Consider the following 26,621-nt stretch of genomic DNA (forward strand, 5'->3'; position numbering starts at 1 on the left):
GCTAATCTCGACAGGTGGCCAAACTGTACTTCCGCTACGGGGCGATGAACTCGGGCAAGTCGACATCGCTCCTGCAGGCCGCGTACAACTACGAGGAGCGCGGCCAGCGCGTGCTCCTGGCCAAGCCCGAGATCGATACGAAGGAAGCCGACAAGGTCTCGAGTCGGCTCGGGATGTCGCGGCCCGTCGACTTCCTGATCCGTCCCGGCGACGACGTGCGCGACCTCTTCGCCGCGCACCGATCGCGCCTCAAGCACGAGGCGATCGAGGCGCTCGTGCCCTCCGAGACGGGGCGCGCGGCCGACGTCGCGTGCCTGCTCATCGACGAAGCCCAGTTCCTCACCCGCGAGCAGGTCGACGACCTGCTGCGCATCGTCGTGCTCGACGGCATCCCGGTCCTCGCCTACGGCATCCGCACCGACTTCCGCACCGATGCGTTCCCGGGGTCACGGCGACTGATGGAACTCGCCCACAGCCTCGAGGAGCTCAAGACGATCTGCCGCTGCGGGCGCAAGGCGCTGTTCAATGCGCGTCTGGTCGGCGGTCGGTTCGTGTTCGACGGCGACCAGGTCGCGATCGACGAGCTGTCGGCGGATCGCGTCACGTACGAATCCATGTGCGCCGAGTGCTACCTGCGCGAGTCGGGCGGTCGGCTCGGCCAATAAGCTCGAGCCATGCGTGTTCTGCTCGCCGGCGGTGCCGGCTACGTCGGTGCCCACACGGCGGTCGCCCTGCTCGACGCCGGTCACGAGGTCGTCCTTCTCGACGACCTCTCGAACACGTCGGCCGTCGCCGCCGAGCGCATCGAGACGATCACCGGCAAGCCCGCCCCGCTCCTCGTCGGCGATGCCTCCGACGACGCCGTCGTCGCGCGCGCTTTCGACGAGCACGGGCCCATCGACGCCGTCGTGCACCTCGCGGCGTTCAAGGCCGTGGGGGAGTCGACGCAGAAGCCCCTGGAGTACTACTCGAACAACCTCGACACGACGTTCGCGCTCGTGCGTGCGGGGCTCGAGCACGGCATCCGGTCGTTCGTGTTCTCCAGCACGGGAACCGTCTACTCGGACCCTGCTGATCTGCCCTTCACCGAGGAGTCGACGACGAGCGTCGACCTGTCGAACCCGTACAGCAAGTCCAAGCGCATGAACGAGGTCGTGCTCGAGGACGTCGCGCGCGTGCATCCCGAGCTGAACATCACGATCCTGCGGTACTTCAATCCCGTCGGCGCGCACGAGTCCGGCTTGATCGGCGAGGATCCCGCGGGCATCCCGAACAATCTGATGCCCTATGTGCAGCGTGTGGCCGTCGGCTCGCTCGAGCGCGTCGGCATCTTCGGCGACGACTACGACACCCCCGACGGCACGGGCCTGCGCGACTACATCCACGTCGTCGACCTGGCTCTCGGCCACGTCGCGGCCCTCGAGAAGGCGCAGCCCGGCTTCATGGTCTACAACCTCGGCACGGGCCGACCCGTCAGCGTGCTCGAGCTCGTCGCGGCCTTCGAGCGCGCGGTCGGACGAGAGCTGCCCAAGACCGTGCTCGGGCGCCGGGCGGGCGATGTGGACGCGACGTACTGCGACCCCTCGAAGGCTGCGCGCGAGCTCGACTGGGTCGCGACGCGCACGATCGACGACGCGACGCGGGATGCCTGGAACTGGCAGTCCCGCAATCCGGACGGCTTCGCGACCGCCTGAACTACGCCGGTTCGGGCGTCGGAGCCTTCGCTCCCTTTCCGGTCTTCTTCTTCGCCCCGGACTTCGCCTTCGCCCGCCGCGGCGGCAGCGGCACGAGCATCGACGTCGTGCGCTTGTACTCGGCGTACGCGGGGTACTTCGACGATGAGATCCCCTCGGTGAAGATCGTCGAGCCGATGAACAGGATCGTCAGCAGGATCGCTCCGACGATGGTCCAGTTGATCGCACCGCCCCAGAATCCGAGCCCGGATGCCACGGCGGCGGTCGCCCCGATCGCGTAGAACACCCACCACTGCGCCTGCTCGAAGAAGAAGTTGGGGTGGCGGCTCCACGAGAAGAGCCCGCCCGTCAGGAAGCCCTCGGCACGGCCCGCGCGCTTGGCCTGGTGGAAGTCCCACTGCTGCTGGTCGGCCACGAACTCGCCGACGAGGAACGCCGCGAACACCACGGCGAAGATCGCGTCCCACACGCCGAAGGGAGCGGGGTTCTGCCACGCGATGAAGGCGGGCAGCGCGATGAGCACGAGCAGCGCGTTCTGGTACAGCACGATGAAGAGCAGGTTGAACACCTGGAACTGCCACGGCTTCATGCGGCCGCGCAGGATCGCCCAGCGGTAGTCCTCCATGCCCGTGTAGCCGCCCTTGCGGGCGAAGTTGAAGGTCAGTCGTGCAGCCCATGCCGTGACGAGGACCGCCATGACGATCAGGCGCGCGGCATCCTGCCCGTCGACGATGCCGGCGATCGCGAAGATCCAGACGTAGACAGCCGGCACGATCGACCAGATGCGGTCGACCCACGAGGTGTCCTTCGTGATGAGCGATGCGATCCAGCAGAACGCGCAGGTCGCGGCGAAGACCAGGAGCACGAGGAGGAGGGGGTCCATGGGTACAGGGTATGGGGATCTCTGCCCATCAGAGCACGCTGACCGGGCGGTTAGGATGAATGAGTTCTTACGCACTGCGCCGGTCTGCGCGCGGCTGCGGTGCAGGCGCGAGGCCCGGGGGGAGACCAGCGATGAAGGCTTTGTCGTGGATCCGCGCGCGCCCGAAGACGCTCGCGTCCGTGGCCGGAGTCACCGTCGGCGTCGTCGCGCTCACCACGATGGCCCTCACCTACGAGGGATACCCGACCACGAAGGTCGACCTCAACGACGGCGGCGTCTGGATCACGAAGACGTCGAGCCTGCTGGTCGGACACTTCAACCACGAGTCGACCGTGCTGGACGGCGGGCTTCGCACGATCGGCGAGAACTACGACATCCTGCAGGACGCCGCGAACGTGCTGGTCGTCGACGAGGGCAGCTCGACCCTCGCAGCGGTGGACCCCGCGCGCGTGTCGATGGGCGACTCCGCGAGCATGCCGGGGGGCGCGAAGGTCGCGCTGGGTGCGCAGACCGCGGCGATCCTCGACCCCGAGTCGGGCAAGCTGTGGGTCGAGCCCATGGGCGGACTCGCGTCGTTCGAGATCGAGGGCGCTGATCCGGTCGCCGATCTCGGCGAGGGAGCCGATGTCGCCGTCGCGCAGGACGGCACCGTGTTCGCGCTGTCGGTCGCACGCGGCGAGGTCGTCACGATCGCCGTCGACGGCGAGGGGGAGCCCCTCGAGTCCTCGACGGCATCGCTCGGCGAGCTCGACGAGGCCGGCACGGCGACGATCACCGTCGTCGGCCGCATGCCCGTCGTGCTCGACGCGGCGGCGGGAGTCGTCATGTCTCCCGGCGGGTTCCGCACCGAGATCCCCGACGCCGGCGACGCGGTGCTCCAGCAGGCGTCCGCCGAGGCGGACGCCGTCACGATCGCGACCGCGTCGGCGCTCGTCCGCGTCCCGTTCGACGGTGGCGAGCCCGAGACGACGGATGCGGGAGGCACCGGTTCGCCCGCCGTCCCGGTCTGGCTGCGCGGGTGCGCCTACGGAGCCTGGGGAGGCTCGGGGGCGTTCGTGCGCGACTGCGCCGGCGAGGCGGACGACGTCTCCGCCGACATCGAGGAGGCGAAGGACTCCACGAGCCTGGTGTTCCGTGTGAACCGCGATGTGATCATCCTGAACGACGCGGTCGGCGGCGCCGCCTGGCTGGCGAACGAGAGCCTGCAGCGCGTCGACAACTGGAACGACATCACCCCTCCCGAGGGCGAGACCGAGAACGAGGAGGACTCGACCCAGGAGACGGTCGAGACGACCCTCCCCGAGCGCAGCGAGGTCAACACTCCGCCCGTCGCCGAGGACGACGCGTTCGGCGTGCGCCCCGGCGCCTCGGCGCTCCTGCCGGTGGTCGACAACGACAACGACCCCGACGGTGACGTCCTCGTCGCCTCGATGGCGTCGGAGCAGCCGTCGATCGGTGTCGTCCAGCCCATCTTCAACGGCGGATCGCTGCAGATCGCCGTCTCCGAGGACGCCACCGGCACAGCGACGTTCCAGTACGAGGTGGACGACGGACGCGGGGGCAAGGACACCGCGACCGTGACGCTGTCCGTGCACGACGAGAGCGTCAACGGGCCGCCGACGCCCAAGCGAAAGACCGCGCTGACCGTCGAGACCGGCGGAACGGTGTCGTACAACATCCTCCCGGACTGGATCGACCCGGACGGCGACGACATCTACCTCAAGGAGGTGGTCGCCGCTCCCGGCGACGAGGTCGACTTCAGCACCGACGGTCAGCTCACCTACAAGGCGACCGCGAGCCTGCAGGGACGCAAGGACGTGCAGGTCACCGTCGCCGACGGCCTCGGCGAGATGACGACGAGCACCATCACGCTCGACGTGCGGCCCCAGGGCTCGACGAAGCCGAAGACGAACGCCGATCACGTGGTCACGCGCGTGGGCGAGCAGATCACCGTCGCGCCGCTCGCGAACGACACGAGTTCGGGTCGCGAGCCCCTGCGGCTCGGCCGCGTGGACGAGGTCGCCGGTGCGACCATCGTTCCCGACTTCACCAACAAGACCTTCTCGTTCACGTCCCCCACCGTCGGCGTCTACTACGTGCAGTACCTCGCCACGGCCGGTCCCGAGAACGGCGAGGGGCTCGTCCGCATCGATGTGACCGAGGCCGCCGAGGTCGATCTGCCTCCGGTCGCCGTGCGCGACGTCGCCCTGCTTCCCGCGGGCGGCGACGCGCTCATCGGCGTGCTCGACAACGACACCGATCCGGCCGGCGGCATCCTCGTCGTGCAGTCGGTGACCGTCGAGCCGAGCTCCGGGATCTCCGTCTCGGTCCTCAACCACGAGACGCTGCGCATCACCGACCAGGGCACGCTCGAGGAGCAGGTGCGCATCAAGTACCGCATCTCCAACGGCAAGCAGTCCGCCGAGGGCGAGGTCGTCGTCGTGCCGATCCCCGCGCCCGAGGAGATCCTCCAGCCGGTGACCGCACCCGACACCGCCTACGTGCGCGTCGGGGATGTCGTGACGATCCCCGTGCTCGGCAACGACACGCATCCCAGCGACGATGCCCTCCACGTCGCGCCCGAGCTCATCGAGCCGTTCGTCGATCCCGAGGACGGCGAGGCGTTCGTCTCGCAGGACGCTGTGCGATTCAAGGCGGGCGACGAGGCGAAGACCGTCTACCTGACCTACGAAGCCGTCGACTCGCGTCAGCAGAAGGCGGCCGGCTACGTCACGATCCAGATCCTCCCGATCGACGAGGAGACCAACGCGGCGCCGCGTCCGCGCGATCTCGTGGCCCGGGCGCTGTCGGGAACCCAGATCGACATCGCCGTGCCGCTCGACGGCATCGACAGCGACGGCGACTCCGTCGAGCTCCTCGACATCACGTCGAGCCCGACGAAGGGACGCGTCGTCGAGGTCGCTCAGGACTACCTCACCTACGAGGCGTTCGACGGCTCGACGGGCGTGGACGTCTTCAAGTACCGCGTGCGCGACCGCCTCGGCAAGGAGGGGACGGCGACCATCCGCGTCGGCATCGCTCCGGCGGAGCAGATCAACCAGGCGCCGTACGCGGTGAAGGATGCCGTCGTGGTGCGCCCGGGTCGCGAGATCGCCGTGCCCGTCATGCTCAACGACTCCGACCCCGAGGGCGACAAGGTCTCACTCGTCAAGGACGGCCTCGAGGTCCCCGACGGCGAGGGCCTCTCGGCGCGGGTGTCGGGCGACCGGGTGCTCGTCCAGGCGCCGAACTCCGCTGTCGAGACCTCGCTCCAGTACACGATCGCTGACGCCCGCGGCGCCACGGCGACGGCAGCGCTCCAGATCACCGTCGACGAGGATGTGCCCCTGCAGGCACCCGTCGCGCGCGATGATCGGCTGCGTCCCGTCGACCTCGAGGACGGCAGCCTCACGGCCGACCTCGACATCCTCGACAACGACGAGGACCCCGACGGAACGACCGATCGCCTCGACGTGGAGGTCGGACCGGGCGCGACCCTGCTCGACAACGGCAAGGTCCGCGTGACGGTCACCGACGAGCTCCAGCTGATCCGCTACACCCTCACCGATCAGGACGACCTGCAGTCCTCGGCGTTCATCTTCGTCCCCTCGGAGGACGGGCTGCGACCGACGCTCACGTCGACCACTCCACTCGAGGTCATGAGCGGCGAGACGAAGGAAGTGCCGCTCTCGGAGTACGTCACGGTCGCGGGCGGCGGCGACGTCGTCATCACGGAGCACGCGAAGGTCAGCGCGATCAACTCCAACGGCGCCGACCTCGTGAAGGACGAGCGCACGCTCGTCTACACGTCGGCCGACGGCTACTTCGGCCAGGATGCCCTCACGTTCGAGGTCACGGACGGCACGAGTCCCGAGGACCCCGACGGCCGCAAGGCGACGCTCAGCATCCCGATCAACGTCCTGCCGCCCGACAACCAGCCGCCGACGTTCGTGGGCGCCCGGATGAACGTCGCCCCGGGCGAGGACGCCACCGTGCTCGATCTGGCGGCGCTGACCAGCGACCCCGACCCCGAGGACGCCGGCCGGCACAGCTACACGCTCGTGAGCGGCGAAGGCGACGGCATCAGTGCGGAGATCGCCGGCGACCAGCTGCGGGTGCAGGCGGCCGCCAACGCCAGGAAGGGCGCCGCGACGACGCTCACCCTGCGGATCACCGACGGCGAGACCGAACCGGTCGAGGGCTCGGTGCTCGTGCAGGTCTCGGCGTCGACGCGTGCCATGCCCGCCGCCAACACCGACACCATCCCGCAGGCGGATCAGGGCAAGACCCTCACGGTGCCGGTGCTCGCCAACGACTTCAACCCCTTCCCGGAGACGCCGCTGAAGCTCCTGTCCGCGAACGTCGAGACCGGATCCGGGCAGGCCCGTGCCGAGGGCGACAACGTCGTGGTCACCCCATCGGCGGACTTCGTGGGCACGCTGGTCGTGCGCTACCGGATCCAGGATGCGACCGGTGATCCGGATCGCGAGGTGACGGGTCAGGTCGTGCTCACGGTGCAGGGTGTCCCCGACGCACCGGGAACGCCGACCGTGACGAGCGTGCAGGACCGCACGGTCGTCGTGTCGTTCGGCGCTCCGTCGAACAACGGCGCCGAGATCACGAAGTACACGGTGCGCTCGGTGCAGGGCAGCAGCTACTCCAAGGAGTGCGCGTCGACGACCTGCACCCTGGACGGCCTGACCAACAACGTCGAGTACACGTTCCAGGTCACCGCGACCAACCGCGTGGGCGAGTCGGAGCCGTCGGGTTCATCGGCGGTCGCGCGCCCCGATGCACGCCCCGACACGCCGAACCCCCCGACCCTGAAGTTCGGCGACAAGTCCCTGGATGTCGCGTGGACGACCCCCACGACCCCCGGTTCGCCGGTCGAGCGGTTCACGCTCGAGATCTCTCCTGCGCCGCCGTCGGGCATCACGCAGAAGGAGGTCACCGGCAACTCCGTCACGTGGGACGGGCTCGAGAACGGCGCGAACTATCAGGTGCGCGTCCAGGCGCACAACCGCGCCCCGGAGCCGTCGAGCTGGAGCAACTGGTCGGCGTCCGAGATCCCCGCCGGCCCCCCGCTCGCGGGCGGCGCGCCGACGACCACCGAGCTGCAGCCCGTCGGAAACCAGGCGCAGATGCAGGTGAGCTGGCAGACTCCGCCCGCCAACGGCGACGCGATCGACGCCTACGAGCTGCAGGTGTGGGAGGGCGCGACGCTCCAGCGCACCTTGACCCCGGGCGCGGCGTCGAACAGCCAGGCGGTGGTCGTCCCGACGTCCGAGAGCCCGTACACGTACCGCATCCGCGGCCACAACAAGGCCGGCTGGGGTGAGTGGAGCGCGATGTCGGCGCCCCGCCGCGGAGTCGTCCCACCCGGAGCCCCGCAGATCACCGGCGTCGCAGCCGGTGACCGGCAGCTCACGGTGAGCTACACGCCGGGCGCGCGGAACGGCGCGACGACGAGTGAGATCTCATTCCAGTACCGCCTGAACGGCGGCGGCTGGGCAGGATTCCCCGGCAACGGCGTGATCGGCGGCCTCGCGAACGGCACCCCGTACACCGTCGAGATGCGCGCCGTGGCGACCGTGAGCGGCCAGACCTACGCGGGCGCCGTCTCGAACGGAGTGCGGGAGACGCCGTACGGCACGCCCCGCGCCCCCGACGCCGGTGCGCGCAACCTGGGCACGAGCGTCGAGGTCTCGTGGAACTCGAGCGGGTCGAACAACGGCCGGCCGATCCAGACGACCCAGATCCGCATCGACGGCGGCGGGTGGCAGGACGTCGGCGCGAACGGATCTCGCACGGTCGGCAACGGATACCAGGAGACGCACAGCATCGACGTCCGGGCGCAGGATTCGCTCGGCAACTGGTCGCCCGTCGCCTCGGCGTCCGCTCGCACGAACGATCCGCCGGCACCGCAGGTCTGGGTCACGCAGGGCGACGCGGCGGGCAGCTGCGTCAATGGATGCCGCCGGTACGTCGTGCACTGGGAGAACCTCAACATCGGCAACCGCACGGTCGAGTGCTACTCGAGCAACGACGGTCAGATCGGCAACTTCCAGTACACGATCAACTTCAACGGCAGCGGCAGCCAGCAGCTCGGCTGCTTCGTCGGCCGCGACGGCCAGGACGTGTGGGTCGACATCCTCGGCTGGGGCGACGGAGTGGACACCGAGAAGAGATTCTGGGCGCGACCATAGCCGGGCCCACGACGAGAAACGTACGAGAGAGAGCACAGCAGACATGAGCATGACCCCCGAGCAGGCCGCCTGGTTCCAGGGAACCTTCCAGCGGCTCGTGAGCAACGTCGACAAAGCCGTCCAGGGCAAGCGCGAGGTCGTCGGCCTCGTGATCGCGTCGATGCTCGCCGAGGGCCACGTGCTCCTCGAGGACGCCCCGGGCACCGGCAAGACGAGCCTCGCGAAGGCGCTCGCGGCGACGGTGCAGGGGACGAGCGCGCGCATCCAGTTCACTCCCGACCTGCTGCCGTCGGACGTGACCGGCGTCACGATCTACGACCAGCAGTCGCACCGCTTCGAGTTCCACAAGGGGCCGATCTTCGCATCCATCGTCCTGGCCGATGAGATCAACCGAGCGTCGCCGAAAACGCAGTCCGCACTCCTCGAGGTCATGGAGGAGTCCCGCGTCACCGTCGACGGCGTCACGCACGAGACGGGCCGGCCGTTCCTCGTGATCGCGACGCAGAACCCGATCGAGCAGGCGGGCACGTACAAGCTCCCCGAGGCTCAGCTCGACCGCTTCCTCATCAAGACGTCGATCGGATACCCCGACCTCGAGGTGACCGAGAGCATCCTCGCGGGAGCCTCCGACCGCAACCCGTCCGCGGGTCTGCCGGCCATCATCACGACGGGCGCTGTGGCCGACATGGCCGATCTCGGGGCATCCGTCCACGTCGCCCCCGCCGTCCTGCGCTATGTCGCGGAGCTCGCGCAGGCGACGCGCCACGACCCTGCCACGCGCCTGGGCGTATCGGTGCGCGGCGCCATCGCCATGATCCGCATCGCGAAGGTGTGGGCGGCAGCCCACGGTCGACACTTCGTGCTCCCCGACGACGTGAAGACGCTCGCGCGTCCCGTGTGGCAGCACCGGCTGCTGCTCGACGCCGAGGCCGAGTTCGCCGGCACGACGAGCCTGTCGGTCATCGATCGGGTGCTCGACGGGATCGCGGCGCCGCAGGCGCGATCGGCGGCCTGATGGCGGCGGAGGCATTCTCGGCGCCGCCGGCGCAGACGGACCGCGACGCCGGCTGGCGTGACGTCGCGGCCGTCGTCGGCGCGCGCCTGCTGGCGCGCCTCCGCCTCATCGGCTCCGCTGTCCGCCCGCTGGCGTGGGTGCTCATCGCGATGGCGGCCGGCTCGTGGATCGTCGGGCAGCTCGCAGGCTGGACGGAGCTCATCGTGGCGGCGATCGTCATCGCGATCATCGTCGCGCTGTGCGCCGTCTTCCTGATCGGTCGCACGGCATACGACGTGTCCCTCGACCTCGCACGCACGCGCGTCGTCGTGGGCGAGCGTGCCGTGGGCGCACTCACGCTCGCCAACAACGGCACGCGTGCCATCCTCCCCTCGCGCATCGTCCTTCCCGTCGGAGCCGGACGCGGCGAGTTCGGGATCCAGCGTCTGGCTCCGGGGGAGCGGGCGGAGGAGCTCTTCGCCATCCCGACCCAGCGACGGGGCGTGGTGAAGGTCGGCCCGGTGAGCGTCGTGCGCGGCGATCCGCTCGGACTCTTCGAGAGGGCGCACCAGAGGGATGCCCCGGTGGACCTCTTCGTGCATCCGCGCACCGTGCTCTTCGACGGCCAGTCGCTCGGCTACCTGCGCGATCTCGAGGGACTCCCGGCAGCCGACCTGTCCCGCGACGACGTGTCGTTCCACGCGCTCCTCGAGTACCAGCCGGGCGATGATCTGCGCCACGTGCACTGGCGCTCGACGGCGCGCACGGGGACGATGATGGTCCGGCAGTTCGAAGAGACCCGCAGATCCCACTTCGTCATCGGACTCTCCTGCTCCAGCGCCGACTACGCCACGGCCGACGACTTCGAGCTCGCCGTCTCGGCGGCGGGGTCGATCGGCCTGCGCGCGCTGCGCGACTCGCAGCGGGTGGATGTGCGTGTGCAGGGCCGCGAGCTGCCGGCCGGAACCGGCAAGCAGCTGCTCGACTCGCTCTCGGCCGTCGAGAACAGCAGACCGCGGGAGGGCGGCATCGATCGCCTCGCCGGGGTCATCTCCGCCAGCATGCCCCTCGCCAGCGTCGTCGTGCTGGTGTGCGGCTCGAAAGTGTCGTCCGACGACCTCCGGGTCGCCTGCGCACGGCTGCCGTTCGGTGCGCGCGCGCTCGCCGTCGTCGCCGATACCGCCGCACACGCACCTGCCCTGCGCCGCATCGGCGACGCGGACGTCATCACGATCGGCGCGCTGGAGCAGATCCCCCTCGCCCTGCAGAAGGTCCTCGCATGAGCGCGCCGGCCGCGGCATCCGCGATGATCTCGACCCGCCGCTGGGTCCTCGACCTGACGGCGTCCGCTCTTCTCGTCGCGGTCGCCCTCGTCGGATTCTGGCCGACCTTCGGGGGCGCGTCGTTCGTTCCCGCAGCCCTCGGCGGCATCGTCCTCGGCCTCGCGATCGCGGCGGTCGCCACCTGGCGTCGCTGGGGCATCCTCGTCGTCACCGGACTCGTCGTGGGCGCGTATTTCGTCTTCGGCGGCGCCCTCGCTCTTCCGCAGACGGCGATCCTCGGCTTCGTGCCCACCCTCGAGACGCTGCAGACGCTGGCGCTGGGCACGGTGACGGCCTGGAAGCAGATGCTCACGACGGTCGCGCCGGTCGCCGCCGCCGACGGGCACCTCGTGGTCCCGTTCCTGCTCGCGCTCGTGTTCACGACGGTGACGGCATCCCTCGCTCTGCGGCTGTCCCATGTCGCCTGGGCGCTCGTGCCTCCGGGCGCGCTCCTCATGCTGGTCATCGCGCTCGGCACTCCCGAGCCGGCGTTCCCGATCGCGCAGGGCCTCGTCTTCGCCGTCGTCAGTGTCGCGTGGCTCGCGCTGCGGCAGATCTGGGCTCCTCAGAACGCCGCCGTCTCGGTCGGCGAGGTCGACCCCGCACGCGCGTCCCACATGCGCCTGCGTCGTCTGCTCGCGGGCGTCGCCGTCCTGGCCGTGGCGGGCGTCGCCGGCGTGGCGACGAGCGCGATCGCCGCGCCGTCCCAGCCCCGGCACGTGTTCCGCGACGCGATCATCCCCCCGTTCGACATCCGCGACTACGCCAGCCCCCTGCAGTCGTTCCGCAAGAACGTGCGCGACGCGGCGAGCGACACGCTCTTCACGGTGCAGGGGCTGCCCGAGGACGCCCGCATCCGGACGGCGGTCATGGACCAGTTCAACGGCATGGTGTACAACGTGACCGATGGCGGCCCGACGTCGTCGAGTGCGTTCACTCCGCTGCGCTCCGACATCTCGCCCGACGCCGAAGGCATGCCGGTCACACTGCGGATCGCGATCGACGACTACGCGCAGGTCTGGGTTCCGACGGCGGGCCAGCTGAGCGAGATCCGGTTCGAGGGCGACCGTGCCGAAGAGCTGCGCCGCAACACCTATGTCAACCCCGCCACCGGCACCGCTGTCGCGACGCCGAAGCTGCGCGCCGGCGACGAGTACACGGTGGATGCCGTCATCCCGACCATGCCGGACGACGTCCAGCTCGCGGACGTCGACTTCGGCGCGGTCGCGCTGCCGAAGCAGAGCAATGTCCCCGAGGAGCTGACCGCGCTCGCTGCCGAGACCGTCGCGAACGCGGAATCGCCCATCGAGCAGGTGCGAGCGCTCGAGAGCTTCCTCTCGGAGGGCGGCTTCTTCAGTCACGGGCTCGAGGGCGAGGTGCTGTCGCGTGCCGGGCACACGTCGGAGCGCATGACGACGCTGTTCGGCGGCGACCAGATGATCGGCGACGACGAGCAGTACGCCGTCGCGATGGCGCTCCTCGCAGGCGAGCTCGGTATCCCGGTCCGCGTCGTCATGGGCTACTACCCCGACGAGGAGGAGGCAGGGGATGCCGTCTTCGCCGCGACCGGCGACGATGTCCATGCCTGGACCGAGGTGAACTTCGACGGAGTCGGATGGCTGCCCTTCGACCCGACGCCCCCCGAGGACCAGGTCCCCAACGACCAGAACACGAAGCCGCGGGTCGACCCGAAGCCGCAGGTGCTTCAGCCGCCGCCCCCGCCGCAGGAGCCGGTCGATCTGCCGCCGACACTGCCGGACGACCGCGAGTCCGAGGAGGAGACGCTCAACCTCGCGGGCATCATCGGAGCGATCCTGCTCATCGGCGGGATCTCGCTCGGCATCCTCGCGATCCTCATGAGCCCGTTCATCGTCATCGGCGCCTGGAAGGCCGCGAAGCGCCGTTCGCGGCGCACGGCGGACCGGACGGCCGACCGCATCAGCGGCGGCTGGGACGAGCTCACCGACCGCGCCGTCGACTACGGCGCGCGTCTGACACCCGGTGGAACCCGGCCGGAGGAAGCGGCGGCCGTCGTGGCGACGCTGGCCGAACCCCGCGTCACGGCCCTCGCGGATCGCGCCGACGTCGATGTGTTCGGGCCGACCGATCCCACGCAGGACGACGTCGACGCCTTCTGGAGCGAAGTGGACGCGATCGTCGGCGGCCTCGGAAAGGATGCCGGCTTCTGGAAGCGCACGAAGGCGCGACTGAGCGTGCGCTCGCTTCTCGGTGGCACGAAGCTCTCGAGCGGACTGCAGGGTCTTCGCGAGGCGGCGACCGCGCGCGTGCGCCGCGAATCGGGCACGATCGAGAGCAGCAGCATGAGCACACCCCCCGCATCCGAGAGCGAGACCCCATGACGCAGCCCGCGTCCGCACCGATCGCGCCGATCCCGCGTCGCGCGGTCGGCTACCTCATCGACGCGTTCATCGCGGCGGCGCTCGCGATCGTGCTCTTCGGCGCCCTCGTCGTCGCGACGACGCTCGCCGGTGGGGATGGATGGCGGTCGGTGCTGCTCATCGGTCTCCCGCTCGTCCTTCTGCTGCAGCTCGGATGGTTCGTCGTCTACACCCTCATGCAGGCCGGCGGAGGCTCGATCGGCATGCGCGCTCAGGGACTCCGCCTCGTCGGCGCGCAGGACGAGACTCCGCTCGGCTTCGGTCGCGCGCTCGTGCGGAACATCGTCTTCGGCCTCGCCTGCTCGATCGTCGTGGGCTACTTCACGCCGCTCTTCGACGGCTCGGGCAGGTTCCAGGGGTGGCACGACAAGGTCGTCGGCTCGCTCATGCTCAGTACGCGTGGGGCGGTGGCCACGGCATCCGTCCCCTCGTCTCCTTCCGCGGACTCCGCCGCGTCGGCGCCGTCGCCCCCTTCGGCGACGCCCCTGATGTCGGGCGCAGCGCAGCCGCCCGCCCCTCCGGCTGCCGTCCCTGCCGCTCCTCAGCCCCCCGCGGCACCCGTCGCGGCGCCGCGGCCGGCGCCGGTCGTGCCCGACGACGGATCCCTCATCGCCTTCGTGCCCGGCATCACGCAGGATGCGGCGCCCCCGCGCGCGACACCCATCGCCGACGACCTCGATGCGACCGTGCAGGGCCGCGCCGAGGTGCCCCCGGCGGTCTCCCCGCCTGCTCCGCCCGCGCCCGTCGCGCCGGCCACGCCGGTTGCATCCACACGTGCGAGCGCTCCGTCAGCACCGCAGGCGGCCTCCGACATCGAGGACACGAGGATCAGCATCCCCGGTCACCGGCTCGTCTTCACGTGGGACGACGGCACGCGCGTCTCGGTGTCACGCCGCACGGTGTTCGGCCGGAATCCGGCACCCGAGGAGGGTGCCGTGATCGTGTCGGTGCGCGATGAGACGCTCTCGCTCTCCAAGACGCACTTCGAAGCCGCGGCCGAGGCGGCCGGAGGCTGGGTCCTCGATCGCTTCTCGACCAACGGCATGACCCTCGTCCGCGATGGTCAGCGGATCGCGTGCCCTGCCGGCCAGCGTGTTCCGGTGCGACTCGGCGACGCGATCGAGATCGGCGATCGCGTCGTGACGATCGGGGGCTACGCGTGAGGCCGTCCCTCATCGTCGCCACGGGGTCCGCGACGCATCCCGGTCTCCGACGCACCCTCAATGAGGACGCCCATCTCGCGCTCGCTCCCGTGTTCGTCGTCGCGGACGGCATGGGCGGGCACGAAGCAGGCGACCGCGCGAGCGCCGCCGTGATCGCGGAGTTCTCGGGATGCGTCGGGCGCCCGTCGCTCGAGCTCGAGGACGTCTCGCGTGCGCTCGCCCGCGCGCGCGAGGCCGTCGAAGAGCTGTCGACGTCGGGGGATGTGCGCGCCGGCACGACGCTGAGCGGTGTCGTCGTCGCAGCGGTCGACGGCATGGGGTACTGGCTCGCCGTCAACATCGGCGACTCGCGGACCTACCGGCTCGCGGACGGCGAGCTCGAGCAGATCAGCGTCGACCACTCCGTCGTCCAGGAGCTGATCGAGTCCGGTGAGCTGACGGTGGAGGAGGCGATGGCCGATCGGCGTCGCAACATCATCACGCGGGCGATCGGCGCGAGCAGCACGGGGGACGCCGACTACTGGCTCTTCCCGGCGGAGCTCGGCGACCGCATCCTGGTGTGCTCCGACGGTCTCACCTCGGAGGTGCCCGACGCCCGCATCCGCGAGATCCTGATGACGGTGACGGATCCCCAGACGGCGTCCGAGCTGCTGGTCGATGAGGCGGTCGCCGCGGGGGGACGGGACAACATCACGGTCATCGTCGTCGACGCGGTCTCGGTCGCGTCGCGACCGGGCACCCTGCTCGCGACGGACTCGGACATCGACATGGACACGCGTCCGCGCGAGGCCGCGGCGGGAGGGGTGCGCTGATGCAGACGACCTACCGATCCGGGCAGTGGTACGTGATCGTCCTGCCCGGTGCGCTCGTCGCGCTGCCGCCGGGTACATCGAGCGATGTCGTGATGAGCCTGTGGGAGCGGATGCCTCAGCACCGCACGCTCGCGACCGTCGTCGACGTGATCGCCGCGCAGGCGGGCGGCGCCTTCGGCTCGATGCCGTCGTTCGTCGCCGCCGTGAGCGAGGGAGCCGACCTGCGGATGGCGCTGCGAGGCGCCGTCTCGGCGCGGGTGACCGCCGCGGCCGGCGAGCAGGAGTTCTCCGGCTCGGACGTGACGACGTGGAGCGAGCGATTCGTCGCCGGCGCCTCGCGCATCGAGATCACCGTCGAGGCGACCGATGCGTCCGACGACCTCCCCGTGCACAGCGGCGTCGTCAGGGCGGGTGTCGTCAGCGCCCGGTTCGAGCCCGCCGACGCGACCGCAGGCGAGCCCGAACCACAGGCATCCGCCGCGCCCGTGCCCGAGCCCGAGGCACCTGCCGCGCCCGTGTCTGCGCCCACCGCCCCCGAGCCCATGTCGCCCGCCCCGCTCGCAGCGCCGCCCGCCGATCGCGAGCCCGCTCCGGCTCCCGTCGTCGACGACGTCGTGACACCCGACGAGGCGACGCTCGCGCACGGCGCGGTCGTCGACGACGGGATGACGCCCAACGAGGCGACTCTCGCTCCTGCCATCGAGGACTTCGATCAGCTGTGGGGTGCCACGGTCCACTCCGCACCGGCCGAGCCCGCCCCGATCCCTCCCGCGCCTCCCGTGCCCGACCTGGGCGATCACGACGGCGAGACGATCTCGGCCGCGGCGCTGCGCGCCCTCCGTCACGAGCCCCCGCTCGAGGCGCCGGCGCCGCCACCGACTCCTCCCGCTCCGGGGGCGACCGGTCGGATCCGCGTCTCGACGGGTCAGGTCGTGACGCTCGACCGCACGGTGATCATCGGCCGGAGGCCGCGCTCCACGCGCGCCAGCGGCGCGAACCTTCCGCATCTCATCGCCGTCGACAGCCCGCAGCAGGACATCTCGCGCAGCCACCTCGAGATCCGCCCCGAGGGCGACACCGTCGTGGTGATCGACCTGCACACGACGAACGGCTCGACCCTCCTGCGCCCCGGCGCCGATCCCATGAGGCTCCACCCGGGGGAGCAGACCCTCGTGCTCTCGGGCGACGTCGTGGATCTCGGCGACGGTGTCGAGGTCGCGTTCGAGGACCTCCCGTGACACGGCCTCCGTCCCCACCACCGGAGCTTCCCGGCTTCCAGTTCGTCCAGCCCCTCGGCACGGGCGGCTTCGCGGACGTCTTCCTGTACGAGCAGGAGATGCCTCGCCGCCAGGTCGCGGTGAAGGTCCTGCTGGCGGATCGCCTGTCGAGCGGTGCCGCGCAGGAGTTCGCCGATGAGGCGAACGTCATGGCGATGCTGTCGACGCATCCTGCCATCGTCACGATCTACCAGGCGGGCGTCGCGGGCGACGGGCGCCCCTACATCGTCATGGAGTACTGCCCGCGTCCCAACCTGCAGGTGCGGGCGCGGAGGGAGACGTTCTCGATCGCCGAGGCGCTGCGCGTCGGCATCCAGGTGGCGGGCGCGGTCGAGACGGCGCACCGCGCCGGCGTGCTGCACCGCGACATCAAGCCCGCGAACATCCTCGTGACGGCATACAACCGGCCCGCGCTGACCGACTTCGGCATCGCGTCGACGACGGGGGCGACCGGCGAGGCGTCGGGCATGTCGATCCCGTGGTCCCCGCCCGAGTCGTTCGCCGATCCGCCCCGGAGCGGACCTCGGACCGACGTCTGGGCCCTGGGCGCGACGATCTACACCCTCATCGCCGGCCGCTCGCCGTTCGAGCGGCCCGGAGAGCGCAACACGAGCGCCGATCTGATCGAGCGGATCGAGCGCGCCGCTCTGACGTCGTTGAACCGACCCGACGCGCCCGAGAGCCTCCAGCGTGCGCTCGAGCGTGCGATGGCGAAGAACCCCGACGATCGGTACCCCAGCGCGGTCGCATTCGCCCGCGCGCTGCAGAAGGTGCAGATCGAGCTGTCGCACTCCGTGACGCCGATCGACATCGTCGACGACCATGCGCCGCCGGAGGAGCGCGACGACGACGGCGACGGGCTCACGCGCGTGCGGGAGGTCGTCAGCATCGATCCGGATGCCGCGGACTTCACACGGCCGTCCGCAACCACCCAGCGCAAGACGTCGCTCCCCTCGCCGGCCGTGCCCAGCTTCGACGCCCCGCAGCGCGGGGATGCCGTCGACGAGGCGACGCAGCTGCGTGCGCCCGCGGCATCCGCACCCCCCGTCGACGACGCCCCCACGATCATGCGGCCGCCGACGGTGGTCGCGCCGCAGACGCCGGCTCCCGTCGTGGAGGCGGCACCTGCCGTGGCCGAGTCGCCGACCGGTGCTCCGCGGCGCTCGCGGAAGGGGCTGTGGATCGGGCTCTCGGTCGCCGCCGGCCTCGTGCTCGTCGTCGGTGGGATCGTCGGATTGAACGTGCTCGTCGCGGGCCTCGACACCGCACCGGAGGAGACCCCTTCGGCCGAGCCGCAGGAGGTCGTGACCGACTTCGTCCCTCGCGTCGCGGAACTCGACGGAACGCTCCAGGGGGATCAGATCGTGTTCAGCTGGGTCAACAAGGACCCGCAGGAGGGCGACCTGTTCATCTGGAGCGTCGTCCAAGTCTCGGGAGAAGTGGATCCCCAGCAGACCGAGACGGCGATCGCGCAGGTGCCCGCCACGCCCGGGACGGTCTGCATCGACGTCATGCTGCGGCGCGAGGACGGACGGGTCTCCGAGCCCGCGCGAGGGTGCGTCGACGGATGATCTGGGAAGTCGACGAACAGAAGCCGGTGATCGAGGGCCTGGATGCCGAAGGGCGTCCGGATCCCGCGTACGCAGCGGCACTGGGGCTCGTGCGCGCGCCCTTCGGCCGCCGTGCCCTCGCGCTGACGGTGGATGCCGCGATCTGGGTCGTCCTGTCGCTCCCGTTCTGGATCGGGGCCGTGCCCTTGATCCTCAAGCTCGCGACCGGATCGATCTCGCCCTACGGCTTCCTGAACCATCCCGACTTCGTGCTGGCCGTCGTCACGGCCGCGGTGTCGACGGTGCTGGGCCTGGTGCTCCTGATCGTGCAGCTGGTCCTGCACGGGAGGAAGGGCAAGACGATCGGCAAGGCGGTCGCAGGCATCCGCAGCGTCAACGTCAAGACCCTCGCCCGCCCCGGCGTCGGGGCCGTCGTGGTGCGCTTCGCCATCGTGGTCGCGGCCGGGATCGTGCCCGTGCTCGGGCCGGCGCTCATCCTCGCCTCGCCGACCTTCGATCCGGACGGCAGAGGTCGCGGACTCCACGACAAGGCCGCCGGATTCTGGCTCGTCGACGTGCGCAAGGGACTCGACCCCTACGACGAGAAGCGGATGCGCATCGCCCGCAAGACGGTGAAGGCCGAGCCGGTCGCGGCGCGCGTGGCACTGCCGTCGCTCGCGACGTCCGCCGATCCGGCGGCGCAGCCGGAGTACCGACCAGCCAGTCGGGGCAGTGCGGGCGTGCTCGGGGTGGCGCGCACCCACGAGCTCCGCGACCGTCCCGTCGCCGAGCAGGCACCGCCCCCGTCGGCAGCCCCGGAGTCGCCGACGCCCGTCGTCGACGCGCCGCGTCCCCCCGTGGCCATGGCACCGCCCGCGCCGGCCCCGGCGTCCGTCCCGGCCGCCGCACGCCTCGCTCTCCGCTTCGACTCGGGCGAGAGCATCCCCGTCGACGGGCCCGTGCTGCTGGGACGCAATCCCGAGGACCCGGGCAATCCGGGCGCACGCGCTGTCGCGCTCGCCGACGACAGCAGGTCGCTCTCGAAGACCCATGCCCTCGTGACCCCCGTCGCCGGTGGGCTCGAGGTCGCCGACAAGCACTCCACGAACGGCTCCGCGCTCATCCGAGGCGACGTCGAGAACCGCATCGATCCCGCGGCGCCGGTCCTGGCGGTCGACGGCGACCGGATCCGACTCGGCGACCGCATCGCCGCGGTGGTCCGCGTATGACACGAGACGAGGGAAGCACGATGTCCGCCTACCAGTGCAGCGAATCCGGGGGAGCGTCGTGAGGCTCAAGCTGACCCTGCAGCGTCAGACGGGTGATCCGGTCGACATCGTCATCACGACCGACTCGACGGCCACCGCGGGCGATGTCGCGCGCCACGTGGCCGCAGCCGATCCGACGAGGTCGACGCCGTTCGTCGACGGGGATGTCCTCACTCTCGCGGTCGCGCCGCCCGCGGGCGAGCGGATGATCCCGCTGCAGCCCGACGTGCCGATCGGCGAGGCGCCGATCGGGTCGGGGTTCACGGCATCCATCCTCAACTACGGCCGGGATCACGCGGTCGCGGACCGACGCGACGTCGCCGGAGTCCTGGTCGCGACGGCCGGCCCCCTGGCGGGCCAGGAGTTCCCGATCTCGTCCGGACACGTGTTCCTCGGGCGCGATGCCGGCAACGACGTCGTGCTCGCCGACCCGATGGCCTCGAAACGCCACGCGCGGCTGGAGGTCGGCACGCAGATCGAGGTCGTCGACCTCAACTCCGCCAACGGTGTCCTCGTCGACGGCGTCGCGGTGCAGCGCGTCCGCATCGAGGAGGGAGAGCCCTTCGTGATCGGCGGGACGACCCTCGTGCTGCGGCTCGCGCGCTCGTTCGACGGCTCGGGCGCCGCCGAGCCCATCATCGAGCGCGGCGGTGGTCTGCTGTTCAACCGCAGCCCGCGCGTCGAGGTGCGCTACCCGGGGACGCTCTTCAAGATCCCGCGCCTGCCGACCGAGAAGATCGGCCGTATGTTCCCCTGGCCGATCCTGATCGCGCCGATCCTGATGGGCATGGCGCTCTACGCGCTCAACGGCAATCCCCGCTCGCTCCTGATCATCGTCATGACGCCCCTCATGGCCTTCGGCAACATCTTCAACCAGGCGATGCAGAGCAAGAAGGGCGAGAACCACGAGATCCTGCTCTTCGATCGCCAGTACGAGCAGCTCGAGGAGGACTTCTTCCACGGCAAGCCCGAAGAGGAGCTCGCGCGCAACGCCGAGGCCCCGCCCGTCGCCGAGATCTTCGATCAGGCGATGCGCCTCGGCCCCATGCTGTGGACGAGGCGACCGGAGCACTGGAACTTCCTCGCTCTGCGTCTGGGCAGCTGCCGCCTCCCGGCGCGCAACCGCATCGATGACGCCGAGTCGCCCGAGGGTCTGCCCGACTTCATCGATCGGGTGGATCGGCTGCGCGAGCGCTACGAGTTCGTCGACGACGTGCCGGTGTTCGAGACGTTCGCCGACGCCGGGTCCATCGGCATCGCCGGTCCGCAGGGCCACGTCGCCGACACGATGCGCGGCGTCGCGGTGCAGCTGTTCGGTCTGCACGCTCCGAACGACATCGTGGCGGTCGCCTTCGCGGATTCCGCCTGGACCCCGGAGCTTGACTGGCTGAAATGGATGCCGCACACCTCCAGCGACCGCAGCCCCTTCCGGGACAACGCGCTCGCAGACTCGGCGCCGACCGGCTCCGCACTGCTCAGCGCCCTCGAGGAGTACGTGCAGCGCGCCGAGGCGGCCGGTGCCGGCGGGGAGCCCCGCGGGCCCTTCAAGGAGGACTGGAATCCGCTCCTGTACGGCACCGATGTCTCGCGCGCAGCCGCCGAGCACAAGAAGACGCCGCCGCTGTCGGTGATCGTCTTCGTGTCGGGCGACGCCCCGGTGGATCGCGGGCGCCTCACCGACGTGCTCGAGCGCGGTGCCGATCACGGCGTCCACGCCGTCTTCGTCTCGCCGACGGTCGAGGCCCTCCCGGCGGTCTGCCGCAGCTACATCGATGTCAGCGCGGGTCTCGATGCGGCGGTGGTGGGCCTCGTGCGCAACGGCGAGACCTTCCAGGGCGTCAAGGTCGAAGGAGTCTCCAACGCCTACATGGAGATGCTCGCCCGACGGCTCGCTCCCGTCGCGGACGCCAGCACCGGTGTGCAGGACTCGTCCGACATCCCCACGTCCGTCATGTTCCTGCAGCTCGTCGATCCCGCCATCGCGGAGGACCCCCAGGTCGTCATCGAGCGCTGGCGGCAGAACAACACGATCGTGGACCGATCCCCGGCTCCCCGGCCGCGCCTCAAGAAGGCCGGCACGCTGCGCGCCATCATCGGCCAGGGATCGAGCAACGCCATGGTGCTCGACCTCCGGACGCAGGGGCCTCACGCGCTCGTGGGCGGCACGACCGGCGCCGGCAAGTCGGAGTTCCTCCAGGCCTGGGTGCTCGGCATGGCCGCCGCCCACAGCCCGGATCGCGTGACGTTCCTCTTCGTGGACTACAAAGGCGGCTCCGCGTTCGCTGACTGCGTCGAGCTGCCGCACTGCGTGGGGCTCGTGACCGACCTCAGTCCGCACCTCGTGCGCCGGGCGCTGACCAGCCTCCGGGCCGAGCTGCAGACGCGTGAGCATCTGCTCAACCGCAAGAAGGCGAAGGATCTGCTCGAGCTCGAGAAGCGGCAGGATCCCGAGTGCCCTCCGGCGCTCGTCCTCGTGATCGACGAGTTCGCAGCGCTCGCGTCCGAGATGCCCGACTTCGTCGACGGCGTCGTCGACATCGCACAGCGCGGTCGTTCACTCGGCATCCACCTCATCATGGCGACGCAGCGCCCCGCGGGCGTCATCAAGGACAACCTGCGCGCCAACACGAACCTGCGCATCGCGCTGCGGATGGCGGATGAGGCGGACTCGCGCGACGTCGTGGACGACCCCGTGGCCGCGACGTTCCCCGCCACACTGCCGGGCCGCGCGATCGCCAAGACGGGTCCGGGTCGCCTGGTGCCCTTCCAGTCGGCGTACGCGGGCGGATGGACGACCGAGGAGGACTCCGCCACCGCCGAGGTGCGGGTCGCGGAGCTCCGCTTCGGCGCCCGCGGCGAGTGGGAGCCCGATCGGCCGGCCGATGCCGACTCCCATCTGGAGGACCTCGGTCCCAACGATCAGAAGCGGATCGTCTCGACGCTCATCCGCGCGAGCTCGCGGGCGGCCCTGCCGCGTCCTCGTCGACCGTGGCTCGACGATCTGGCACCCGTGGTCGACCTGCAGGACCTTCCGAACGAGGGGGACACCCGCATCCCGCTCGCCCTCATGGACGTGCCCGAGAAGCAGCTGCAGCAGGCCGCCGTGTTCTCTCCCGACCGCGACGGCTCCCTCGTGATCTACGGCACCTCGGGGTCGGGCAAGTCGACGCTGCTCAAGACGATCGGCACGGCCGCCGGAATGCGGCCCGATCTCGGGCGCGTGCAGGTCTACTGCCTCGACTTCGCCTCCGGCGCGCTGGGCGCCCTCGCGTCCCTGCCGCACGTCGGCTCCGTCGTCGACAGCTCCGACGTCGAACGCATCCAGCGGCTTCTGCGCACGCTCGACGGTGAGATGGACCGCCGCGCGGCGGCGTTCTCGGCCGCCAGCGCGGCGTCGGTCCAGGAGTACCGCGAGCTGCGGGATCCGCGGATGCCCCGCATCCTCCTGCTCATCGACAACTACCCCGAGTTCAAGAAGGACTGGGAGGTGGCGCCCGGCCGCGGGCCGTTCTACCGCATCTTCATGCGCATCCTCGGCGAAGGACGCACGCTCGGCCTCCACACCGTCATCACCGCCGACCGCGGCAACGCCGTGCCGAGCGCTGTGGCCGCGAACATCTCGCGCCGCGTCGTGCTGCGCATGGGCGATCCGAGCCAGTACATGCTGCTGAACGCGCCGCGCGACGTCCTCGACGAGCAGTCGGCTCCCGGGCGCGCCGTGATCGACGGCCACGAGGCGCAGATCGCGGTTCTCGGCGGCACGGCGAACGTCGTCGAGCAGACCAAGGCGCTCATCGCCCTCGGCGACCGGCTCCGGGAGGCCGGCGTGCGCGACCTCCCCGAGATCGGGGCGCTGCCGACGATGATCGGGGCGGACGAGATGCCGGCGCAGGCGAACGGGATGCCGGTGTTCGGTGTCGCCGACGACACGCTCGCTCCGCACGGTTTCGAGCCCATCGGCTCCTTCGTCGTCTCCGGCCCCCCGTCGTCCGGCCGGACGAACGCCCTCAAGGCGCTCATCGTCGCGATGGAGCGGTTCGATCCGCAGGTCAGGCTCTACCACCTCGGCAGCCGGCGCGCGGAGCTCAAGGACTTCCGGCCGTGGGTGCGCAGCGCGACGCGACCGGAGGACGAGAAGGAGCTTGCGACGGAACTCGCCGAGCTCGTCGTCAGCGAGTCCTCGAACGGGCGCATCATGATCGTCGTCGAGGACATGCCCCACCTCGCCGACGGCGCGGCGGACCGTCCGATGCGCGCCCTCCTGCAGGCGATGAACGACAGCGATCACCTTCTCGTCGGCGAGGCCGAGATCTCCCGCGCGAGCGGGAGCATCGGCGTGCTGGGCGAGTGGAAGACCGGTCGCCAGGGCATCGTGCTCAAACCCGACACCTACGACGGCGAGGCGATCTTCAAGACGCCGTTCGGTCGGGTGAAGCGGTCGGACTTCCCGGTCGGTCGCGGGATCTTCGTCCAGGCGGGACGGGCCGTGACGATGCAGATGCCGTTCGTGCCGGACGGCGCGTCGCATGGGGAGGGCTGACATGGGTACCACTCCCCGTGTGCGGATGAGGCTTCATTGGCTAGCCTCGATGACAGAGGGGCCGCAGGGCCTGAACACGAAGAACGCGGGAGGCGGTTCTCATGGCCGGACATGATTTCGGGGCGACATACAGCGAGATGGAGAGCGCAGCGGCGCGTCTCCGCGACGGACGCAGCGCCGTCACCGACACCCTGAAGGAGCTCCAGGGCGTCATCGACGACCTGGTCCAGGACGGGTTCAAGACCGAGAACGCCTCCGAGGCATACTCGACGGCGTACTCCGAGCTCACGTCGTCCCTCGACGACGCCGCCGAGGCCGTCAACGACATGGCCCAGGCGCTCGACCGCATGGCGGACTCGATCCGCGACAAGGATGCCGAGCTCGCTGGCGGCTGAGTTTTGCGCATCCTCGGAGGTCGTGGTGTCTGGTCCTCGGACCGGGCGCCACGACCTTCCGTCTGTCGTGGCGCATGACGGATCATAGAATCGGAACGGTGAGCGGAGTGCAGAGCAGATGAGCGGTGGACAGCCCTACTGGTACAACCTGACGACGCAGTCGGTCGTGCGTGCTGATGAGCGGCCCTCCGAGGACTCGATGGGTCCGTTCGGCTCCGCGGCGGAGGCGGAGGATTCCCCCGCGGTCCTGCTGGAGCACGCGCGCGCGTGGCTCGAGAGCGAAGACAGCGAGCTCTTCCGCGAGATGGCCGAAGGCGACGACGGCGCCGACCTCGTCTGACGCCCGCCGTATGAGAAGGTCACGCCGCCTCGCGGTGCCGCTCGCCATCGCGGCGGTCGTGGGTCTCACCGCGTGCGCGCCGGCGCTGCCGGCATCGGTCGTCCCCGGCTCGACGATCACCGTCGGGTGGACGCAGGAGCTCACCTCGACGAACGCGATCGGCGCGCCGACGCCGTGGAACCTCGAGATCGCCGCCGCGACGCGATCGGGTTTCGGCGAGGTGGTCGCCGGCGAATTCGTCCCCGACCCGGGATTCGGCACCGTCACGATCGAGGACGACGACCCTTTCACGGTGCGCTACGACCTCGCCGAGCCGTCCTGGTCGGATGGCATCCCACTCGATGCGGCCGACCTGCTGCTGGGCTGGGCGGCGGCATCCGGACTCCTCGATCCCGCCGGCGATGTCGACGCGGAGGAGGCGGACCCCGTCATCCCGGAGGTCGACGAGTTCGCACGCGCGATCCAGGTGACCTACCCTCGCCCGGTCGACGACTGGCAGCAGCGGATCGGGGTCGCGGTGCCGGCGCACGTCGTCGCCCGCGGCGCGTTCGGCGTCGAGGATCCCATGGAGGCCAAGCAGGCGCTCATCACGGCGATCCTCGAGAACGACACGGCGGCGCTCGGCTCGGTCGCCGAGTTCTGGAACGACGGCTTCGCGCTGCCCGACGAGGGCGCGATCCCGGCGGATCTCCTGCTGTCGAGCGGTCCCTTCCGCGTCGACGCCGTGACGCGCGACGCGGACGGGCAGTCCGTGGCGCTCGTGCCGAACGCCGACTACCGCGGAACGGTGACCCCGAAGGTCGCCGAGATCGCGCTCGTGCCCGCCGGCGATGATCCGCTCAGCGCCCTCGGCGACCGACTCGACATCGTGTCGCTCGCGCCCGTCGCCGCCGACCGTGATCCGATTCAAGCCCTCGAGCGCAGAGACTTCACGAGCGGCGCATCGCACGACGGCACCCTGTGGGCGCTGCAGCTGAATCCGGCGGGCGTCTTCGCTCGTCCCGAGGCGCGTGCCGCGTTCCTCCGGGCGATTCCCGCGAACGACGTCGTCGAGCGCGGCGGCGGCGCGTGGGCATCCGTCTACGCCCCGACGACGTCGCCGCTGTCGGCGCCGGGAACCCGTGCGTACGACATCGCGACCTCCGACGCGGGCTTCTCGGCCGCGCTCACCGGAGCCGACGACCCGGCGTCGGAGCGCGCTGCCGCCGGCGTCGCGGCCGGCGCACCGGTGTGCGTCCTCTTCGATCGGGCCGACGAGTTCGCCACCGGCGCGTTCGCCGCTGTGCAGGCCGCCGCACAGGAGGCGGGCTGGAATGCCGTCGACTGCGCGGCGGATGACCTCGACGGCGCGCTGACGCAGGGTGGATGGGATGCCGTGATCTCGCGCATCCCCCTCCCGCAGACGGCGGCTGACATCTCGGTCCGATGGGGGAGCGGGCCGCAGGCCTCGGGCCTGTCATACGCCGATCCCGCGCGTGATGAGCTGATCGCGCAGCTCGCCCAGACGACGGACGTGTACGCCGCCCGAGACCTCCGGGCGCAGATCGAGGCATCCATCGTGAGCGCGGCGGCCGTGCTGCCGATCGCGATGAACCCGCGCGTGACGGTCGTGGACAAGGACGTCATCGGCGTGGCATCGCGCGACGGTGCGGTGGCGCCCCTGTTGTCGGGCGCCGTGCAGTGGGCGGTCGTGCCGTGAGCGCGGAGCTGTCATGGGGTGTTCTCCCCATCGCACGGATTCGACGGCTCCTCGTAGAGTCGAGTGTGGAGGTGTGGCC

Annotated in this window: 16 protein-coding genes; 15 read left to right on the top strand and 1 reads right to left on the bottom strand. The window is 70.6% G+C overall.

Annotated features, from left to right (window positions below):
* The first annotated feature begins 14 nt into the window (after positions 1-14).
* Together ACTIFV_RS06160 and galE are read left to right on the top strand one after the other, a co-directional pair.
* The gene (locus tag ACTIFV_RS06160) at positions 15-665 is read left to right on the top strand and encodes a thymidine kinase (protein WP_439591898.1); all 651 of its coding nucleotides are present in this window, start codon (positions 15-17) and stop codon (positions 663-665) included.
* A gap of 9 nt (positions 666-674) precedes the next feature.
* The gene (gene galE, locus ACTIFV_RS06165; RefSeq protein ID WP_439591899.1) at positions 675-1,694 is read left to right on the top strand and encodes a UDP-glucose 4-epimerase GalE; all 1,020 of its coding nucleotides are present in this window, start codon (positions 675-677) and stop codon (positions 1,692-1,694) included.
* Position 1,695: 1 nt separating this feature from the next.
* Here the strand turns inward: galE and ACTIFV_RS06170 are convergent, their stop codons facing one another.
* Entirely contained in the window at positions 1,696-2,577 is an 882-nt protein-coding gene (locus ACTIFV_RS06170) for a DUF1295 domain-containing protein (RefSeq protein WP_439591900.1), read from the bottom strand.
* A 179-nt stretch (positions 2,578-2,756) separates the two neighbouring features.
* Between ACTIFV_RS06170 and ACTIFV_RS06175 the strand changes: the two genes are divergently transcribed.
* The 13 genes from ACTIFV_RS06175 (at position 2,757) to ACTIFV_RS06235 (ending at position 26,542) form a co-directional block, all read left to right on the top strand.
* Positions 2,757-8,783: an Ig-like domain-containing protein gene (locus ACTIFV_RS06175; protein ID WP_439591901.1), complete on the top strand. Its 6,027-nt coding sequence runs from the start codon at positions 2,757-2,759 to the stop codon at positions 8,781-8,783.
* A 43-nt stretch (positions 8,784-8,826) separates the two neighbouring features.
* Positions 8,827-9,798, top strand: a complete 972-nt coding sequence (locus ACTIFV_RS06180) for an AAA family ATPase (protein ID WP_439591902.1) — start codon at positions 8,827-8,829, stop codon at positions 9,796-9,798.
* A complete protein-coding gene (locus tag ACTIFV_RS06185) occupies positions 9,798-11,060 on the top strand; it encodes a DUF58 domain-containing protein (RefSeq protein WP_439591903.1) in 1,263 nt (420 codons plus the stop codon). Before ACTIFV_RS06180 ends, ACTIFV_RS06185 begins: the two co-directional genes overlap by 1 nt.
* Positions 11,057-13,459: a transglutaminaseTgpA domain-containing protein gene (locus tag ACTIFV_RS06190; RefSeq protein WP_439591904.1), complete on the top strand. Its 2,403-nt coding sequence runs from the start codon at positions 11,057-11,059 to the stop codon at positions 13,457-13,459. The genes ACTIFV_RS06185 and ACTIFV_RS06190 overlap by 4 nt, the downstream gene beginning before the upstream one ends.
* A complete protein-coding gene (locus ACTIFV_RS06195; RefSeq protein WP_439591905.1) occupies positions 13,456-14,661 on the top strand; it encodes an RDD family protein in 1,206 nt (401 codons plus the stop codon). The genes ACTIFV_RS06190 and ACTIFV_RS06195 overlap by 4 nt, the downstream gene beginning before the upstream one ends.
* Complete coding sequence (locus tag ACTIFV_RS06200; protein WP_439591906.1) at positions 14,658-15,473, top strand: PP2C family protein-serine/threonine phosphatase; 816 nt, start codon at positions 14,658-14,660, stop codon at positions 15,471-15,473. The genes ACTIFV_RS06195 and ACTIFV_RS06200 overlap by 4 nt, the downstream gene beginning before the upstream one ends.
* A complete protein-coding gene (locus ACTIFV_RS06205) occupies positions 15,473-16,711 on the top strand; it encodes an FHA domain-containing protein (RefSeq protein WP_439591907.1) in 1,239 nt (412 codons plus the stop codon). Before ACTIFV_RS06200 ends, ACTIFV_RS06205 begins: the two co-directional genes overlap by 1 nt.
* Positions 16,708-18,321, top strand: a complete 1,614-nt coding sequence (locus ACTIFV_RS06210) for a protein kinase domain-containing protein (RefSeq protein ID WP_439591908.1) — start codon at positions 16,708-16,710, stop codon at positions 18,319-18,321. The genes ACTIFV_RS06205 and ACTIFV_RS06210 overlap by 4 nt, the downstream gene beginning before the upstream one ends.
* Positions 18,318-19,529, top strand: a complete 1,212-nt coding sequence (locus ACTIFV_RS06215) for an RDD family protein (RefSeq protein ID WP_439591909.1) — start codon at positions 18,318-18,320, stop codon at positions 19,527-19,529. Before ACTIFV_RS06210 ends, ACTIFV_RS06215 begins: the two co-directional genes overlap by 4 nt.
* A 58-nt stretch (positions 19,530-19,587) precedes the next feature.
* The gene (locus ACTIFV_RS06220) at positions 19,588-24,108 is read left to right on the top strand and encodes an FtsK/SpoIIIE domain-containing protein (protein ID WP_439591910.1); all 4,521 of its coding nucleotides are present in this window, start codon (positions 19,588-19,590) and stop codon (positions 24,106-24,108) included.
* Positions 24,109-24,209: 101 nt separating this feature from the next.
* Positions 24,210-24,503, top strand: coding sequence for a WXG100 family type VII secretion target (locus tag ACTIFV_RS06225; RefSeq protein WP_439591911.1), 294 nt, complete (start codon positions 24,210-24,212; stop codon positions 24,501-24,503).
* Between the two features lie 118 nt (positions 24,504-24,621).
* Positions 24,622-24,843 (top strand): hypothetical protein, encoded by a 222-nt coding sequence (locus ACTIFV_RS06230; protein ID WP_439591912.1) that lies wholly within the window; start codon positions 24,622-24,624, stop codon positions 24,841-24,843.
* Between the two features lie 10 nt (positions 24,844-24,853).
* Entirely contained in the window at positions 24,854-26,542 is a 1,689-nt protein-coding gene (locus tag ACTIFV_RS06235; RefSeq protein WP_439591913.1) for an ABC transporter substrate-binding protein, read from the top strand.
* Positions 26,543-26,621: the final 79 nt, after the last annotated feature.

Source organism: Microbacterium sp. (genome assembly GCF_051860965.1).
GTDB lineage: Bacteria > Actinomycetota > Actinomycetes > Actinomycetales > Microbacteriaceae > Microbacterium.

Bases quoted from the DNA above. Each gene is read 5' to 3' on its own strand.
- galE (WP_439591899.1), top strand. From the start codon at position 675: ATGCGTGTTCTGCTCGCCGGCGGTGCCGGCTACGTCGGTGCCCACACG.
- ACTIFV_RS06170 (WP_439591900.1), bottom strand. From the start codon at position 2,577: ATGGACCCCCTCCTCCTCGTGCTCCTGGTCTTCGCCGCGACCTGCGCG.
- ACTIFV_RS06180 (WP_439591902.1), top strand. From the start codon at position 8,827: ATGAGCATGACCCCCGAGCAGGCCGCCTGGTTCCAGGGAACCTTCCAG.
- ACTIFV_RS06185 (WP_439591903.1), top strand. From the start codon at position 9,798: ATGGCGGCGGAGGCATTCTCGGCGCCGCCGGCGCAGACGGACCGCGAC.
- ACTIFV_RS06190 (WP_439591904.1), top strand. From the start codon at position 11,057: ATGAGCGCGCCGGCCGCGGCATCCGCGATGATCTCGACCCGCCGCTGG.
- ACTIFV_RS06195 (WP_439591905.1), top strand. From the start codon at position 13,456: ATGACGCAGCCCGCGTCCGCACCGATCGCGCCGATCCCGCGTCGCGCG.
- ACTIFV_RS06205 (WP_439591907.1), top strand. From the start codon at position 15,473: ATGCAGACGACCTACCGATCCGGGCAGTGGTACGTGATCGTCCTGCCC.
- ACTIFV_RS06215 (WP_439591909.1), top strand. From the start codon at position 18,318: ATGATCTGGGAAGTCGACGAACAGAAGCCGGTGATCGAGGGCCTGGAT.
- ACTIFV_RS06225 (WP_439591911.1), top strand. From the start codon at position 24,210: ATGGCCGGACATGATTTCGGGGCGACATACAGCGAGATGGAGAGCGCA.
- ACTIFV_RS06230 (WP_439591912.1), top strand. From the start codon at position 24,622: ATGAGCGGTGGACAGCCCTACTGGTACAACCTGACGACGCAGTCGGTC.
- ACTIFV_RS06235 (WP_439591913.1), top strand. From the start codon at position 24,854: ATGAGAAGGTCACGCCGCCTCGCGGTGCCGCTCGCCATCGCGGCGGTC.